General features: G+C 64.5%; 13 protein-coding genes. 8 read left to right on the forward strand and 5 right to left on the reverse strand.

From position 1 onward, the window contains the following. Positions 1–30 precede the first annotated feature (30 nt). The gene (locus FIV42_RS23250; RefSeq protein WP_141200006.1) at positions 31–1,545 is read left to right on the forward strand and encodes a nicotinate phosphoribosyltransferase; all 1,515 of its coding nucleotides are present in this window, start codon (positions 31–33) and stop codon (positions 1,543–1,545) included. A gap of 24 nt (positions 1,546–1,569) precedes the next feature. Here the strand turns inward: FIV42_RS23250 and FIV42_RS23255 are convergent, their stop codons facing one another. Further along, positions 1,570–2,214: a hypothetical protein gene (locus FIV42_RS23255; protein ID WP_141200007.1), complete on the reverse strand. Its 645-nt coding sequence runs from the start codon at positions 2,212–2,214 to the stop codon at positions 1,570–1,572. A 412-nt stretch (positions 2,215–2,626) separates the two neighbouring features. Between FIV42_RS23255 and FIV42_RS23260 the strand changes: the two genes are divergently transcribed. The 3 genes from FIV42_RS23260 (at position 2,627) to FIV42_RS23270 (ending at position 7,242) form a co-directional block, all read left to right on the forward strand. After that, positions 2,627–4,369 carry a hypothetical protein gene (locus FIV42_RS23260; protein WP_141200008.1) on the forward strand — a complete coding sequence of 581 codons (1,743 nt, stop codon included), beginning with the start codon at positions 2,627–2,629 and terminating at the stop codon, positions 4,367–4,369. Between the two features lie 502 nt (positions 4,370–4,871). Continuing rightward, entirely contained in the window at positions 4,872–6,338 is a 1,467-nt protein-coding gene (locus tag FIV42_RS23265; protein WP_141200009.1) for a WD40 repeat domain-containing protein, read from the forward strand. Between the two features lie 7 nt (positions 6,339–6,345). Further along, entirely contained in the window at positions 6,346–7,242 is an 897-nt protein-coding gene (locus FIV42_RS23270) for a LysR family transcriptional regulator (protein WP_141200010.1), read from the forward strand. A 99-nt stretch (positions 7,243–7,341) separates the two neighbouring features. Here the strand turns inward: FIV42_RS23270 and FIV42_RS23275 are convergent, their stop codons facing one another. The 3 genes from FIV42_RS23275 to FIV42_RS23285 form a co-directional block, all read right to left on the reverse strand. After that, on the reverse strand, positions 7,342–9,099 hold the full coding sequence (locus FIV42_RS23275; protein ID WP_141200011.1) for a thiamine pyrophosphate-binding protein: 1,758 nt from the start codon (positions 9,097–9,099) through the stop codon (positions 7,342–7,344). A gap of 216 nt (positions 9,100–9,315) precedes the next feature. Then, positions 9,316–10,131, reverse strand: a complete 816-nt coding sequence (locus tag FIV42_RS23280) for an alpha/beta fold hydrolase (protein ID WP_141200012.1) — start codon at positions 10,129–10,131, stop codon at positions 9,316–9,318. Between the two features lie 22 nt (positions 10,132–10,153). Then, positions 10,154–11,020, reverse strand: coding sequence for an amidohydrolase family protein (locus tag FIV42_RS23285; RefSeq protein ID WP_141200013.1), 867 nt, complete (start codon positions 11,018–11,020; stop codon positions 10,154–10,156). Positions 11,021–11,271: 251 nt separating this feature from the next. On the opposite strand from FIV42_RS23285, the gene FIV42_RS23290 reads away from it, so the two are divergent. The 3 genes from FIV42_RS23290 (at position 11,272) to FIV42_RS23300 (ending at position 13,754) form a co-directional block, all read left to right on the forward strand. Continuing rightward, positions 11,272–13,047, forward strand: coding sequence for a phospholipase D-like domain-containing protein (locus tag FIV42_RS23290; protein WP_141200014.1), 1,776 nt, complete (start codon positions 11,272–11,274; stop codon positions 13,045–13,047). Between the two features lie 149 nt (positions 13,048–13,196). After that, complete coding sequence (locus FIV42_RS23295; protein WP_141200015.1) at positions 13,197–13,451, forward strand: hypothetical protein; 255 nt, start codon at positions 13,197–13,199, stop codon at positions 13,449–13,451. A gap of 48 nt (positions 13,452–13,499) precedes the next feature. Continuing rightward, complete coding sequence (locus tag FIV42_RS23300) at positions 13,500–13,754, forward strand: hypothetical protein (RefSeq protein WP_141200016.1); 255 nt, start codon at positions 13,500–13,502, stop codon at positions 13,752–13,754. A gap of 81 nt (positions 13,755–13,835) precedes the next feature. Here the strand turns inward: FIV42_RS23300 and FIV42_RS23305 are convergent, their stop codons facing one another. Then, positions 13,836–15,221 (reverse strand): hypothetical protein, encoded by a 1,386-nt coding sequence (locus FIV42_RS23305; protein WP_141200017.1) that lies wholly within the window; start codon positions 15,219–15,221, stop codon positions 13,836–13,838. Between the two features lie 229 nt (positions 15,222–15,450). Here FIV42_RS23305 and FIV42_RS23310 point away from each other — a divergent pair, with 229 nt between their 5' ends. Continuing rightward, positions 15,451–16,632, forward strand: coding sequence for a helix-turn-helix domain-containing protein (locus FIV42_RS23310; RefSeq protein WP_168210884.1), 1,182 nt, complete (start codon positions 15,451–15,453; stop codon positions 16,630–16,632). The last annotated feature ends 67 nt before the right edge of the window (positions 16,633–16,699 follow it).

Here is a 16,699-nt window from a genome sequence, read left to right on the forward strand (position 1 = left end):
TGTTGCACTCCGTCTGGAGAGTTTGTCCCCATGAATCACCTGAGCATGTACGGATCCTCGCTCGCGCTTCTGACCGACCTGTACCAACTGACGATGGCGCAGGGCTATTGGAAGCAAGAGATGGTCGAGACCGACGCCATCTTCCACCTCTTCTTTCGTAAGCCACCGTTCAAAGGCGGCTACGCGATCGCAGCCGGGTTGAAGACGGCCGTCGAGTTCCTCATGGACTTCGAGTTCGCCGCCGACGACTTGGCCTACCTGGCCGACCTGCGCGGCAACGACGGCGAGCGCCTCTTCGAGTCGGAGTTCTTGGAATTCTTGAGGGGCATGGAGTTCTCCTGCAGCGTCGACGCGATGCCCGAGGGGAGCGTGGTCTTCCCTCAGGAGCCCTTGCTCCGCGTCGAAGGACCCCTGATTCAGTGCCAGTTGCTCGAGACGGCGCTGCTCAACATCATCAACTTCCAGACGCTGGTGGCGACCAAGGCCTCGCGGATTTGCTACGCGACCCAGGGCGAGCCGGTGCTCGAGTTCGGCTTGCGCCGCGCGCAGGGCATCGACGGGGCGATCTCGGCGTCACGCGCCGCGGTCATCGGCGGCTGCTCGGCGACCTCGAACGTGCTCGCCGGCAAGCTCTTCGGCATCCCGGTCAAGGGGACGCACGCCCACTCGTGGGTCATGAGCTTCGGCTCCGAGCTCGAGGCCTTCGAGGCCTATGCCCAGGCGATGCCGAACAACGCGGTCTTCTTGGTCGACACCTACGACACCATCGAGGGCGTCAAGAACGCCATCAAGGTGGGCGAGAAGCTGCGCCAGAACGGCTACGAAATGGCCGGCATCCGCCTCGACTCGGGCGACTTGGCCTGGTTCAGCATCGAAGCCCGAAAGATGCTCGATGAAGCAGGCTTCGAGAAGACCAAGATCGTCGCCTCGAATAACCTCGACGAGCGCACCATCCGCTCCCTCAAAGAGCAGGGCGCTCAGATTGTGGTCTGGGGCGTGGGCACCCACCTGGCGACCGCCAAGGACCAGCCGGCGCTCGGCGGTGTCTACAAGCTGTCGGCGGTGCGCAAGAACGGCGGCGAGTGGGAGCACAAGGTCAAGGTGAGCGAGCAGCGCATCAAGATCTCGAACCCCGGCAGGATTCAGGTGCGTCGATTCTGGAAGAACAAGGCGAGCCGCTTCGGAGGGCAGGGCGAGTTCATGGGCGACATGATCTTCGACGAGCTCATGGGCGAGCCGCAGTCGAATATCATCGTCGACCCGCTCGACGAGACGCGACGCAAGCGCCTGGAAGGCTCGGGCATCGACATGCTCAAGCCCATCTTCCGCGAGGGGCAGTATGTGGGCGAGGATGTGATCCAAGACGACATCATGGAAATCCAAGAGCACGCCCGGCATATGCTCAAGTACTTCCACGATGGCATCAAGCGCTTCGACAACCCGCACGAATACCCGGCCGGGCTCGAGAAGAACCTGTACGACCTGAAGACGCGCCTGATTTTGGAGGCCCGCGGCTTCGAGCCGGAGACCTCCTCGTCCTGGTGATCAGCCAGTCGCTGTGGTGATGCGTCAGTCGACGTCGATGGTGCGCGTGGTTCGAAGGATCATCTCCGAGCCGGCGGGCAATTCGGCGTCGGCACTTCCCATGCCCAGGCTGATGAGCGTGCCTGCGCCTGCGCCGATGGCTCCACCGAGAAGCGCGCCTCCGACGTCTCGGCCGATGATCGCGCCCAGTGCGGCGCCAGCCACACCACCCACGGCAGCGCCCGTGCCGATGTCGCTCTTGTCACGCTCGGCCTCGACCTCGGTCTGCACGATCTCGGCGGGCAACTCGTAGGTCTCTCCGTCGAACGAAATCTCCTGGACGTGCAGCCGGATGGCGGCCTGGTCGCCCATCTCTTCCGATTCTTTGAGTCCCGTCACTTCTCCGCGCACCATCGCCCCGGCAGGGACGACCGTCTCGCCGTCTTCGGTGACCAGCGGGTCGAGCAGGGTGGCGCTGAACTCATCGCCCTCGCTGGTCGTCTCGGTCGACAGCTTCTGGTTGAGCTCGACTCGAAGCTCGGTGCCCGACGGAATCGCGTCGTCCGAAGGAAGTCGCTGTGTGGTGTACTCGCCTGTGGTGTCGGCTCCCTCGTTTTCGACCTGGGCGGTGCGACAACCGACCGCCGCGAGGAGCACGACGAGGAACGTCGCAAATACTCGATATGCCATGATCTTGCCTCCGGGGCCGCGCCTCCACCATGGGTCGAGTCCGCTGGATCGAGTCCGCGGGATCGTGGCCGATGGGAGTTGCGTCGACCCCTCGAAGTAGAAATGAAACAGCTCGGGGAGCGCAGCGTGTGAGCGACGCGCTGTTCGCCGACGAATCTAATGACAAACAGGCGACGCACTGCCGAACCCTCTAGTGTGGGATATAAACATCAATGGCGCTCCTGCAACGGCATACGCGCAATAATTGCCGTGGACTGAACCGCGGTTCACGGTTGACGAAAGTTGACTCATTCGAGTAACTAAGGCCCCAGATTTTGATAACTCGGTTGGATGATCGTCGTGGGGGGCGAGGTGTGACCTTGGTCACGGTCATCGGCTGGTAGTATTCCACTGCAATCACAGGAGTGTGACTATGCGTATCCGTACGACCTTATTGGTAACTTGTATGCTCGCGATGGGCGCGTCGAGCTGCGACCTCGTCAAGAAAGCAGCGCGCGGCGATTCCATCGACCAGCGTGACCTGGTCAACAGTGCCGACAAAGAAGTCAAAGATCACCAGCGCGAGCAGAAACAGGCGTCCGACTACGCCAAGCGCATCGACCAGACGCTCGGCGAGATCGAAGAGCAGCGCAAAGAAGGCCGCTTCAGCGCCGCCGAGTACCGCGAGAAGACCCTGCAGCGTCACATGGACAAGCTGCGCGAGCTCGACTCGGACCACGAGATGCTCAAAAAGGCGCCCAAGCGCCTGGCCGAGATCAAAGAGAAGTACACCAAAGAGGTCTACCAGCGCAAAGCTCTGGCCGAAGAGTGCTCCGAGCACGTCAACAAGGCCAAAGAAAACCGCATGGAAGATCGCTGGCGCTACGTCGACCGCGAGCTCGAGAACTACGTGCAGTGCCGCCGCAAGCTCAAGGACGTCGGCGGTGACGAGGCCAAGATCGCCGAGATGGACGCGGTCTATAAAGACGAGTTCAAGAAGTTCGCCGACTACGCCCTCGAGTTGATCGAGAAAGAGCGCAAGGCCAAGAACTTCCGCACCGCCGTGGCCTTCGAGAAGAATATCGAGCAGAAGCTCGAGGACTACGACGAGGTCGAAGAGTCGAACGACTACACCAAAGGTGTGGCCAAGCGCGTCGAGAAGGTGCGCATGACCTACCGCGACCCCGCCGAGGTCCGCGCCGAGAAGGCTGAAGAGGCGTTCAACTCCTGGAAGAAGACCGCCGAAGCCGCCTTCAACAAGGACATGGAGAAGATCAAGTCCGCCGAAAAGGCTGCCAAGCCCGCCTATGACGAAGGCGTCGCCGCTCTCGAGAAGGGCGAGTACGGCAAGGCTCTGAAGAAGCTGACCGAAGCGCGTCAGAAGCTCTACGAGACCGCCTTCCCGTCGGCCGTGGCGCTCGACACCGCCATCAACAACGGCAACCTCAAGCGTGGCCTCTCCTACGAAATCGCCTCGGCCATCGCCCGAGTGCACTTCGAAGAGGGCAACATCGCCAAGCTGTACCCCGAGCTCAAGATCATCAAAGAGGGCCGCGGTTGGCTCGACGGCGGTGAAGAGCTCGAAGTGCGCCTGTACGACATCCTCGCCGACCGCAAGGGCAAGCTCGCTCCCAAGGCCAGCGACCCGGTCAAGCGCTACGCCAGCCGCTACTCGGACACCGCCAAGAAGTATCGCTTCACCAAAGAAGCCGCCGACGCCAAAGTCGGTGAGGCCTACGCGATGCTCGGCGTCGACATCGAGACGGTCAGCCACCGTCGCGCCGGTTCGAACCCCGACGAGTACAAAGGCAAGGTCGTCTTCGTCGAAGAGACCGTCACCAGCGTCAAAGGTGGCTACCTCAACTTCGACTTCCGCGGCGAGTACAGCGTGCCGACCAAGTGCTGGCACACCAACAAGATCGCCAGCGTCAACGCCTACACCGGTCGCGTGACCTACGAGCAGAAGTGCAAGTACAAGAAGGTCAAGCGTGGCTACATCCTCAAGGTCAAGAAGCCCAAGGGTGTCAAAGTCGGCAAAGGTGACGTGGTCAGCTTCTTCGCCACCGTCGGCGACAAGCAGGGCAAGTTCACCGTCAACCTGAACGAGCCCGGCTACGTGCGCGTGGCTCCGGACGGCAAGACCGCCTGGTACCTTGGCGTGGACGTCAAGAAGTAAACGACTAAGTGGTGTGACACCGAAAGGTTGAATCTCACTTCGGCGTCACCCCACTAGCTAGTCGATTAAACAAAAAAGGCCGGCGCTTTCGAGGCGCCGGCCTTTTTTGTGTTCACTTTGTGTTCACGCATCTGAACCACGTAGCAATTCACGCATCTGAACCACGTGGCAATTCGCTGCCCCAAAATCCTTATTTGCCCAAATAGAAGGCGGTACTGAAACCGAAACGCCTCAAATCCGAAAGAGAAGGCCTTGCAGGTCATCAACGCCCGCTATTTAAGCAATTAAGGATTTTGGGGCAGCGAGTTGTGGAGTGGTTCAGCGTTGCGGATGGCGAGTTGTGGAGTGGTTCGAGGTTGCGGATGGCGAGTTGTGGCGTGGTTGAGTCAGTATAATTAACCTCAGGTTTATAATAGCGTCAGGATAATCCAGATTCACCGTGTCATCGGTTTTCACTACGTTGAGTATCACGTAAGGTGAAACCTCAACCGGAGGATATGTGATGAAACAATTGCTCGCTGCGTCATTGATTGGCTGTGTTGCTCTCGCAGGGTGTGCGGACGTCGACGAAGGGCCGGCCGAGTCGGGTTGGTCGGTCGGCGGCGAGACCACCGTGGGCATGTCGGCGGACTGCGCCGAGACGGTCGAGCCGAGCTGGTTCACCGAGCAGCCCTCGATGTGGTACCAGCCGTCGTTCTTCGGGTTTTCGCCCAACTCGGGCTTGCTGTTGCGTGCCGACTCGGTGATGGCGAGCGCGGTGGCGTACCGGGCGGCCGACGGCGAGGAGTTCTACGCTGGCGTCGGGCCGTACAGCCACGCCGTCGACGCGCACTGGAGGCTCGAGGCACGCGGTCAGGCGTACACCAACGATATCGACGTCGTCGATCGCGCGACCGACGAGGTGTTGGCGACCGTCGAACTCGGCGACACATCCAGCTGGGTGCCGGCCGCGTCGTTCGGCCCGCAGGGCGAACTCTTCACCGTGTTCTCGTGTGTCGAGACAGGCCTTCGCGTGTCCGTCTGGTCGATCGCCGACGACGCCTCGGTGCTCGATGTCGAGCTCGACACCGGCGAGCGCTGCAACGGCTACTACTCGCCGAACCCGGAAATCGCGTACACGCCCGACGCCGGCGCCTTGGTGCTGACCCTTCCGAGCACGGGCGAGTTGGTGCACGTCGACCTGCGTGAGGAGCGAGTGACCTCGGTGCTCGCCCACGAGCCCGCAGAAGGCGACCACAACATGCTGCCCGTCGAGGGCATCCTCGACCTGGCCGTGCACCCAACCGGAGAGTTCGCCGCAACGAGCGGCGTCGACGGCAAGGTGCGCTTCTGGACCCTGCCGGGCCTCGAGCCGGTCGGCGAGCCGCTGACTGCAGGCGTCGCCGCGGTCAACCTGAACACGTACGCCCCGCCGCATCGCGTCTCGCCGCTCGAGTGGACGCCCGACGGGCGGCTCCTTGCGATGATGTCGCCCTCGGGCGACATGGTGCTGCGCGAGCGCACCGGCGAGACGGTGAGCACGCTCGTCTCGCCGGAGTTCGAAGGCTGGATTCCCGAAGGGACGACCGACGGTATTGTCAACCCGCCGATGGCCATCGCCTTCGACGAGAACGGCCGGATCGGCGTGGGTAGCTACTTGTCGGCAGGTATCTGGACGTGCGGCGAGGAGGTGATCGACCACCGTGAAGGCGGGCTCGACGCCCAGATCGAGCTCGAAGGCCCCGAGGAGCTTCGCGCCGGCCGGCGCGGCGTGTTCCACGCACGTGTCGAGGGCGCCGACGCCCCGATGGTCATGCGTCTCGTCGTCGACGGCGAGCAGCAATTGTGGCCGCAGCGCGGCGGAAGCTTCAACTGGCACGCCTACGAGCCGGGGACTTACCACGTGGTGCTCGAGGTCGACGACGGCACCGCCTCGGCGACTCGTGAGATGACCGTCGAAGTGACGCCCGATACGACCCTGGAACGCTAAAAGGACGATGAAAGGACTCGGACACCTCCCCTCCATCGACAACCTGCGCTGCTTTCTGGCGGCCGCCGAACACCTCAACTTTCGGCGCGCCGCCGAGCAGATGGCGCTCACGCCGACCGCCTTCGGCCAGCGCATCCAGAAGCTCGAGGAGCTCTTAGACCAGCGCCTCTTCGAGCGCACCACCCGCCACGTCGAACTCACCGCCGCCGGCCGGCGGCTTTTGGGGCAGGCTCGCCAGACGGTCCAGCAGGCCAGGCGCTGCGCCGAGGTCGTCCACCGGGAGGAGGAAGCGCCCGCGCGCTTTACCGTGGGCACGCGCTTCGAGCTTGGCTTGTCGTGGATTGTGCCCGCGCTGCAAGAGCTTCGTGAGGTCCACCCCAATTGGCATGTCGATCTGTACTTCGGCTCCGGCTCGGACATCCTCGACGAGTTGCGCGCCGGCAAGGTCGACTGCGTGGTCACCAGCGCCCCGGTCGCCGAGCGCAAATGGCACGCCGAGTTTCTGCACCCCGAGGAGTACGTCTTCGTGGCCGCGCCCGACCTGCTCGACAAGACCCCGTTCGACGAGCCCGACCACGCCCGGGAGCACGTGCTCCTCGACATCGACCGCACCCTCCCGCTGACGCGGTACCTGACCTCGGTCACCGGCGAGTTGAAATTTGATCAGGTCTGGATGTGCGGCGCCGGCGGCGCGATGCACCGACTGGTGCTCGACGCCGCCGGCGTGGCGGTCTTGCCGCTCTACATGGTCGAGGACGACCTGCAGGAGGGCAGGTTGGTGCGGCTTCTGCCCGAGGTGGAGCTGCTGAGCGACTCGTTTCGGCTGCTGTACCGGGATTCGAGCTCCCTGCAGGGCGTGTTGTGGCGGTTCGCCGAGTTTATGCGGGGGCGGCCGTTGGAGTAGGGGGGACGTCTTTCGCGGATGTTTACCCCAAGGCAAGCCTTGGGGCTGCACCGGCGAGAGCTCCGCTCGGGGCAAGCCCCGGCTCCGCAGGAAAGCCCATCAAACCGAAATCGACCCCTTCCGGAAATCACTCGGCGCCAGGTGCAGGTTGATGAGCACCGGGACGCCCTCCGAGGCGAGCTTCTGAGCCTCTTTGATGGCGTCGTCGACCTCGGCCTCGTCGGTCACCAGGATGCCCTTGCCGCCGTAGCCCTCGGCGACCTTGTGGTACTCGGTGTGGCGAAGGCAGGTGCCCACGTCGTCTTCGAGGATGACCGTCTGGTCGCGCGCGATCTGCGCCCAGGAGGCGTCGGTGCCCACGACTGCGATGGGGGCGAGGCCGTGGCGGATATAGGTGTCGAACTCGGCCAGGCTGTAGGCGCTCGAGCCGTCGCCCCAGATGAGCCAGATCTCGGAGTCGGGCCGGCACAGCGCGCCGCCCAGGGCGAAGCCGCCGCCCACGCCGAGCGTGCCGAAGACGCCCGGGTCGAGCCAGTTGAGCGGCTGTCGGGGACGCAGCACGTAGGCGCCGGTGGCGACGAAATCGCCGCCGTCGACCGCGATCACCGCGTTGTCGCCCATCAGCTCTTCGAGGCGCTTGAAGAAGTAGATCGGGTGCACGAGCTCCTCGCCCTCGGTAGCGCGGGCGTCGATGTCGGCGTTGCGCTTCTCCTCGCGCTCGCGAATCTCGCCGAACCACAAATCCCAGCTGCGTTTGCCGCCGCCCATGCGCTCGGCGAGCCGGATGAGGAACTCGCCGGGGTGCATCTGCAAGGGGATGTCGGGCTTGCGGTTCTTGGTCAGGTCCTCTTCGCTCAGGTTGGCGGACACCAGCGTGGCCTTCGAGCTGATCTTGCGGCCGTAGCCCAGCCGGAAGTCGAACGGGAAGCCGGCCACAATGGCGTAGTCACACTTTTTGAGCGACGCGGTGCGCTTGTGGAAGAACTGGATGTCGCTGTCGCGCCCCAAGAGGCCGCGCGCCATGCCGCCCAGCCACACCGGGATGCCCAGCATCTCGATGGCCTCGGCGACCTCACGAGCCTGCCGCTGGTTCATGTTGACCAACGTCTGGTTGCCGACGACGAGCACCGGCTTTTCGGCGCGGGCCAGCGCATCGGCGGCCTTGTCGAGCTTGGCGTCGAGGCTCTTGCCGAAGGGGAGGTCGACCGACGGGGGCGACAGGTCCACCGAGATATGCGGCTGGTGGAATTGGCGCGCCAGGTAGGCCTTCATGCCCAGCTGGGCGCCCTTGGCCAGGAGCGTCTTGGGGTCGTCGAGGCCAGCCTCCTCGAGGTACCAACCGCGCACGATCTCCTCGGGATAGAGCAGGTCGATGGGAACCTCCACAAAGACCGGGCCGGGCACGCCACTGGTGGCGACGTCGAGGGCTTTCTTGATGGTCGGGCCGAGCGCCTTGACGGTGGTCACGCGGGTGCACCACTTGACGATGGGCTTCATGAGCGACATCTGGTCGATGTCCTGCAGCGAGCCTCGCCCACGCAGGATCGTAGCGGTCGCCCCGCCGAGCACGAGCACCGGCGACTGGGCCATCTGCGCGTTTTTGACGGCGGTGACTGTGTTGGTCACCCCCGGGCCGGCGGTCACCGCGGCCACGCCCACGTTGCCGGTCATCCGCGCGACGGCATCGGCGGCGAACACCGCACTCGCCTCGTCACGCACATCGACCACGTCGATGCCCAGGTTCTTCGAGCCCACAAGAATCGGCGAGATATGCCCGCCACACAGGGTGAAGAGGTACTCGACGCCGCGCTCACGCAGCTGCTCGGCAATGATATATCCACCGTCGCGATCGGCCATGTGTCTGCTCCCTTTGGACCAGTGACAAAATTGTAGAAACGACGCGTTTTGCTCTACCACAACGCTGGTTTCGACGCCAGTGAACGACGATTCATTGGGGCGCGGGCGTCCCCGCCCGCCGGCGTGGCCTCTGGCCCGCCGCACGTGTTTGGGCAGGGCGGTCGGGTAGCAGGGGACACGCGAGTTGGGGTCCGACCTGCACCATTCAGGTCGGGCTCACGGCTCCAGCCAGGTCATCATCGCCTCGCTGATCTCGACGGCGCGGGTTTTTTGCAGGTTGTGGCCGCCTGTGTCGAAGTGCAAGCGCGGTCCCTGGGGGACGCCGTCGGGGAGTTCGGCGAGGAGTTCGTCGACGATGGTGGGTTCGACGAGGGGGTCGTCGTCGGCCCAGGCGCACATGACCGGCACCTGCAGTCGGCGTACGCGGCGGCGGTAGGCGTTGAAGTCCCAGCGGTTGATCGCGGCGAGGGTGCGCTCGATTTCGTCGGGGGTGGTGTGGCGGAAGCCGGCCGCGGCGTAGGCCTTTTCGAGGCCGGCCATCAAGGGCTGGCGCACCAGCGGGGTGCGCAGGCCGGCGGCGATGAGGCCGGGCACGGGCATTTGGCGCAGGCCGCGGTGAGGGCGCAGGCCGACCGGGGCGATGAGCACGAGCCCGTCGACGAGGTCGGGGTAGCGCGCGGCGGCGGTGACCGCCACCAGCGCCCCGTAGGAGTGGGCGACCAGGACCGTGCGCTCGACGCCGAGCGCGTCGGCGACCCGGGCGATGTGGGTCGCCGCGGCGGCCGCTGTGGGCGCGGCCATCGTGGCCGAGGTCTGGCCGAAGCCGGGCATGTCGAGGCGCACCAGGCGCATGCGGTCGGCCACGCACGGGGCGAACCAACGAAAGTCGCGCACCGAGCCGGGCAGGCCGTGCACGGCGATGGCGCTTCGGGGGGACGGCGAGTCGGTCGGGCCCTCGTCGACGAGGGCGAATTGCTCGGCGCCGCGGCGCACGATGCGCCGGGGCTCGAGCGATGGTTTTGCGGGTGTCATAGTACTGCGGGACGTCGGACCACTAGGAATCGGAGACGTCGAGGTCGAACACCTCGACGGCGTTGCGCCATAAGAAGCGCTCGCGCGCCTCGTCGTCAAGGCCGAGCTCGCCCAGCCCGCTCAGGCAGTCGCCGGGCATGATCATCGGGAAGTTGCTGCCGAAGAGGACCTTTTTGCGGCCGTCCTTGCGCAGGTAGTCGACGAATTGCGGCGGGAAGCGGGACGGCTTGTAGGCCGAGGTGTCGATGTAGACGTTCGGGTACTTGCGGGCCAGGGCGATCATCTCGTCGGTCCACGGGTAGCCGATGTGGCCGCCGACGATGGTCAGCTCGGGGAAGTCGAGGGCGACGTGGTCGAGGTACGGGATGGGCCGGCCCCACTCGGAGGAGCGCAGTGGGCCGGTGTGGCCGACCTGCAGGCAAAAGGGCACGCCCATCTCGACGCAGGCGACGTAGACCGGGTAGTAGCGCCGGTCGTCGGGCGGCAGATCCCACAGCCAGGGCAGCGCGCGGATGGCCTTGAAGCCGAGTTCCTCGACGCAGCGGCGCACCTGCTCGACGGCCTTCATCGGCTGTGACAGGTCGACCGAGCCGACGCCCACGAGCAGGTCGGGCCGGGCGTCGACCATCTGGGCGACCTCGTCGTTCGAGATGATCGCGCCTTCGGGTCCCCACCAGGCGCTGACGAGCGCGCGGTCGATGTCGGCCGCCTCGAGCGCGGCGACGGTGACGTCGAGCGGGATCTCGTCGGGCACCTCTTCCATGCCCATCCAGCGCCGAAGTGACTCGAACATCGGGTGGGCGGCGAAATTCGCCGAGGGGTGCTGGATCCAGGCGTCGATGCGAAGTGCGTCTTGTTTGCCTTGTTTTCCTTTTGTGTTCGTCGGCATTGCGGACTCCCTGGTTGGTCGTGTAGCGATACGGCACCATAACACAATCTATCGAAAACACGGCACGTCTGTGTTACCAGCGCTGGAAGCCCTGCCTCCGAGGGTCTTGAGAACTCCTGCTATGACGCACACCCCCATGGTCCCACGGTCTCTGCGGCCTCCACGTTTTCACGGCTTTTGCGGCCTCTCGACATCAATGGCCGTGTCTGCTTAACTGCGCGCATTGATGAAGTCTCGAGCGAAGTGAAGTCATGAAGTTGTTTGTACGTAGTCTGCTCGCCGTCCTCGTCGCCGCCTCCGTTGCCTGTGGTGGTGACGGCCGCCCCGTCGAAGACTCCCCCGACGGCAAGGACGCCCAGGCGCTTCCGCATGGTAAGGCCGACAGCCTCTACAGTGCGTGTGAGTTCGACCACATCGTCTTGTGGCTCAACGACCCGGCGACCGACGTCGCGGCGCTCAAGGTCTCTGGCGTGCACACCCGCGCGGCCAACAACCTCATCGAGCACCGAAACGGGCCCGACGGCCAGTTGCTGACGAGCGACGACGACTTCTTCGGCGATATCGAGGAGGTCGACGACGTCTATTTCGTCGGGCCGGTCGCCCTGGCGCAGCTGGCCGGCGGGGTGTCGAGCTATTGCGAGAAGGGCGACTATGGCGTGCAAGCCGAGACGATCTTCTCGCCGCAGCCCTACCACACAAGTCACCTCGCGCGGGTCCAGGAGCTCATCGAGTCGGCGGAGCGCTCGCTCGACATCGCGATGTATAGCTTTCGGGACCAGGGGATCCTGCAGGCCATCGAGGACGCGGTCGACCGCGGGGTGAGCGTGCGGATGATCTTCCAGGGCACCTACGACGACCGCAGCGAGCCGGCCGGGTCGATGTCGGCCAAGCTCGAGGACGCGGGCGTGACCGTGCGGTGGGTCAACAAGATCATGCACCACAAATTCGTGCTCGTCGACGGGCCGCGCAACACGCTGCTCGAGGCGCCCGGCGCCACGCTGGCCAGCGGCAGCGGCAACTGGTCGTACTCGGCGGGGACGCGCTACGACGAGAACACCGTGGTCGTCCGCGGGGACGCGGAGCTGGCCTTGCGCTTCCAGAAGGAGTTCAACCACCTGTGGGCGCACTCGCGGCCGTTCGACTGGAACGACGAGCTCGTCTACTTCGAGTCGATGCCTATCGAGGCGGGGATGATCCCGGACCACGACGGGCTGGACGCCAAGTTCACCTCGGCCAATTTCCGCACCTACTACTCGAGCCGCTACGGCAACACGTTCTCGGTCGAGCGCGGCCGCGACGAGGTCTCCGACCGCATCGTCGAACTCATCGAGGAGGCGGACGAGTCCATCTGGATCGCCTCGGGTCACCTGCGCTCGCGGCCCATCTCGGAGGCGCTGCTGCAGAAGTGGCAAGACCACCCCGACATGGACATCCGCATCTACCTCGACGGCCAGGAGTATATCAGCGAGTGGTACCACGGTGAGCAGGAGCGCGAGCTCGTCGACTGCCTCGACGAGGCCGGTGACAGCGAGGCGCAGCGCCAGGATTGCCTCGACAAGGGCTTTTATTTCAGCTTCGAGATGCAGCGCGCCGGCATCCCCACGCGCTTCAAGTACTACTCGTACCGCTGGCACTACACCTACGCGGTGCAGATGCACCACAAGTACCTGATCTTCGACGGCGACACGGTCGCCTCCGGCTCGTACAACCTGTCGGACAACGCCGAGCACAACACCATGGAGAATCTGGTGGTGTACCGGGCGAGTCACTACCCGCAGCTTGTCGGCGCCTTCGTCGACAACTTCACCGACATCTGGGAGACCGGCCGCGCCGAGGGCGTCTTGGGCCAGCTCACCGACCTCATCGAGAACGCCACCACCCAGATCCCCATCGTCTTCGAGCCTATGGCGCTCACCTGGCAAGAGGTCACCGACCTCAAAGCGCTCATCCGCGACACCTGCCCGGCCATCAACAGCGAAGACTACCGTCGCTACCCCGAGGACCACGAAGTCTGTTATCTGGACTGATTCCTCGAGTCCCTAATCCTCGAGCTCCTAATCCCTCGAGCCCCTAATCCCTCGAGCCCACAAGCCCTCAAGAAACGCCGAGCGGTGTTTACCTTGAGTTCGGGGGAAGTGTAGGGAGTTCAGTGGTTTACACACGGTGGGAGGACGCCATGGAATACTGGTGGTTCATCGTCTTTATCTCAGCATTCTTGGTGGGCTTGGTCGCCTACTTCTTGTGGCGACAGTTCTACATGCGCCCGGCCGACGTCTCGGAGCCGCGGGGCGCGGGCAGGGCGTCGCACTATCGTCGAGGCAAGGGGAAGGGCACCGAAGACATTCGGCGAGCCGACCGAGAGTCCGACGCGTACCGAGTAGAAGAAGAACACCATCGCGGCAGCCAAGAGCAGAGTCCGCCGCTTTCGTGAGCAGACGCACCTTCGATCTTCAGAAGTTCTTTCGAGAGGTGAACGACCATGGATGCATTCATTTGGATTGTGCTCTCCGTCATCGTCATCGCCACCGTGCTGGGCGTCATCGCGATCGCGTGGCGGTATCTCAAGCGCCAAAAAGAGGGGACGCATCGCCGAGAGACGTTGTCGTCGTCGACCGATAGGTCGCAGCGAGACCGCCACGAGCACGACTTGGGCAGGCACGAGACCTCCACCGACGAGCGGACGCGCCGCTCCGGCGGAGGCACGCGGGTCTACCGCAGTGAGAGTGGCGCCTGATTCGGAGCGAGGGCATCTTGCCCTCGTCTGCGAGAGCTGGAAGCACTCGCACCGAAAGACGAGAGTGGCGTCTGATTCGGGTCAGTTTTTCGGGTAGGCCGTCCAGCCCTCGGTCCAGGGCGCAGCGCTCGGCGAGAACGCGCCGCGGTAGACGGCGGTCAAGTCGAAGCCGTCGGGCGGCGGACCGATATCGCGACCGGTGGTGTGCTCGGGGGAGGGCACCCAGTCCGGGTCGCCCAGATTGTAGGGCGTCTCGAAGCCGGGGTCGGAGCCGAACACGTTGTTGTACTCGGGGCTGGTGAAGTGAGCCTGCGGGTCGAAGGTGGTTTGTTGGGCGAGCTCGTCCATCGAGAAGTAGCTCGTGCCGTCGGCGCCGATATTGTAGAAGAGGGTGTTCTCGACGATGATCTTGTCGGCGACGCCGTGCTGGCCCGACTCGGTGCCCTCGATGTGGATGCCGCCGGTGCTCGGGCTCATGACGATGCCGTGGGACAAGTAGCCCAGGCCGCCGCTCTTGACGATGAGGCCGCGCTGCAGGTCGGTCTGCTCCTCGGTGCCGATGATCGTGTAGTTGTAAATCTGGAAGTCGGTCTGCGGTGTGGCCGTGGGCTGCTCGCCGCGGTTTTCGATCTCGATGGCTTCCTCGCCATTCGAGTCCATCTGCACAGCCAAAAACTGACCGGTGCCTCGCCATCCGACGTCGAGGTCGAAGCCGTCGCCTTGCGGGCGGCTCGAGACGGCGTGGCGGATATCGACCGTGCCGCCGAAGAGCTCGATGCCGTCGTCGTCGCCCAGGTGCGCCTGGATATAGTCGACGGTGGTCTCCGAGCCGCAGGCGGCCAGTGTGATGCCGTTGAGCGCCTTCTGCCCGTCGATCAACCCACCGCCAAACTCGCTGCGCACGTACTTGAGCGTGCCGCAATCCCACGTGTCGTCAGTGCCGCCGATCTTGTCTTCGTCCTCGTTTTCGAGGATGCGAAGCGTCATCTCGGGGCGGTTGAGCGTGGCTTTTCCGATGAGCGCGAGCCCACCCCAGTCGCCCGAGCGGCGCTGGCCTTCGGGCTTGGCGCTGGTGAAGACAATAGGGTTTTCGCGAGTGCCCTCGGCGACGAGCTTGGCCCCGGCCTGGGTGACCAGCGCGCTGTTGCGCTCGCCCAGAATGCGCGTGCCCGGCTCGATGGTCAGCGTGGCCGGCTGGATGACGATGATCAGGTTTTTGAGGACGTAATCGTTATCGGCCGTCCATGTGGTGTCTTCGACGATATAGTCGGTCACCTCGACGCGCGGCTTGCCGAGCTCCTGGCAGATCCCGGCGACACATTGGCCCTCGGCTCCGCAATCTGAGCTGGTGTTGCACTCGTCGAAGTCGAGCGCCAGCGAGCAACTCGACAGGAGCGGGAGTGTCAGGAGAAGTGTCAGGAGGCCCCACCGCCCACAATCAAACGTGTCCGATACTGCCTGGCTCATGGCGCTCACTGCGGTCAAAAACTGATTCGAGGTTCACAGAGCAATACCAAGCTACCGTGAGCACTTGGCACGAGCAAGCATTTTGCGTGGACCCGCGGCCACACGCTCGGTCGAGTGGGCTAGTCAGCCTCGTCGGTTTGTGCCATCAAGGGAGTATTGCCCTTTTAGAAAGCAGGCCCCAGGAGGCGGGATGAATGGCGTTGGGTTGAGTGCGGAGAGGTGGCGAGAGGTGGCGGATTTCTGGAGGGAGGTCGCCCAAGTCCCTCAACTGTCGTTCGACGATGCGCTCACGACGGTGGTCGACGGCCTGATGGCGTTGATGCGCGCCTCGCACGTCATGCTCGTGATCCAACTGCGGGTCGAGCCCGGCTTGCGTCGGTTGGACGGATTTCATCCGGTGTTGTCGCGTGATTTCGGGCCCGACGCCGAGGCGCGGATGATGATTACGGGCGAATGGGCCGCGCACGAGCCGCGCCTGCACGAGGACCCGGTCCTGCGCCGTGTCGTCGAAGGGGCGGGCACCTTTCGGGTGGTGCGCCATCGGGCCGACATCGATGCCGAGGCGTGGAGCACGGCTCCGGTGCGCCGCCTCCTCGAGCAACTCGAGCTCGAAGACCGGGTCAATGTGGTGGTGCCGGTCGACCCGGACGTCGAAGTCTCGTTTTGCATCGACCGACCTTCCGGCGAGCCCATCTTCGACGACGCGGACGGCGAGGTGCTCTCGCAGGTGAGTCGTGGGTTGGTGCCGCTCGCGACCAACTTCGTGCGCTTCCACGGGCTCATGCCCGGCCAGCAACGCCTGGACGATGACGAGCGCAACCTGTTGGCGCGGCTGTCGAGCCCTGCCTCCGAGGCCGATATCGCCGCGTCGCTGGGCGTCGAGGTCGCCGCTGTCGAGCAGCGCGCCGAGCAAGTCTACGAGAAGTTGGGCGTCGGCTCGCGACTCGAGTTGATGCACTTTTGGAAGGCCGCTGACGTCGAGCGCAGCCTGCCGTTGCAGCAGCCTGCCGAACGCGAGGACGTGAGTGCCCCGAAGGCACCACACGAGTCTGGACCGCTGATCCCGCGGGTTCGAGACGCGATTGATGGCGCGCTCGAAGATGGAGATCTCAGCAGGGAGGCGGTCGCCCGCCGGTTGGGGAGCAGTGTGCGTGCCCTGCAGCGTGGACTCGGCGAAGCGGATTTGACGTTCTCGGGACTCGTCGAGGAGAGGCGACAACACCTCGCCATGGTGTTGTTGGCGCTGCCTTGGCTCACGTTCAACGAGATCGCCGAGAGGCTCGGTTACGCCCAGGTGTCGAGCTTCAACCGCGCGGTCGCACGGTGGACCGGGAGTACCCCCTCCGAGGTGCGTGAGGCGTTGATCGACGAGCACCGGACGCGGCGACGGCTCATCGAAGAGAACTCCTGAGTGACTCGAAGGTAACGAGAAGCGAAGAAACTGGCGCGCAATGCGAAGGCGCGCGAGTGCTGCATCC

The sequence above is a fragment of the Persicimonas caeni genome (genome assembly GCF_006517175.1).
Classification (GTDB): Bacteria; Myxococcota_A; Bradymonadia; order Bradymonadales; family Bradymonadaceae; genus Persicimonas; species Persicimonas caeni.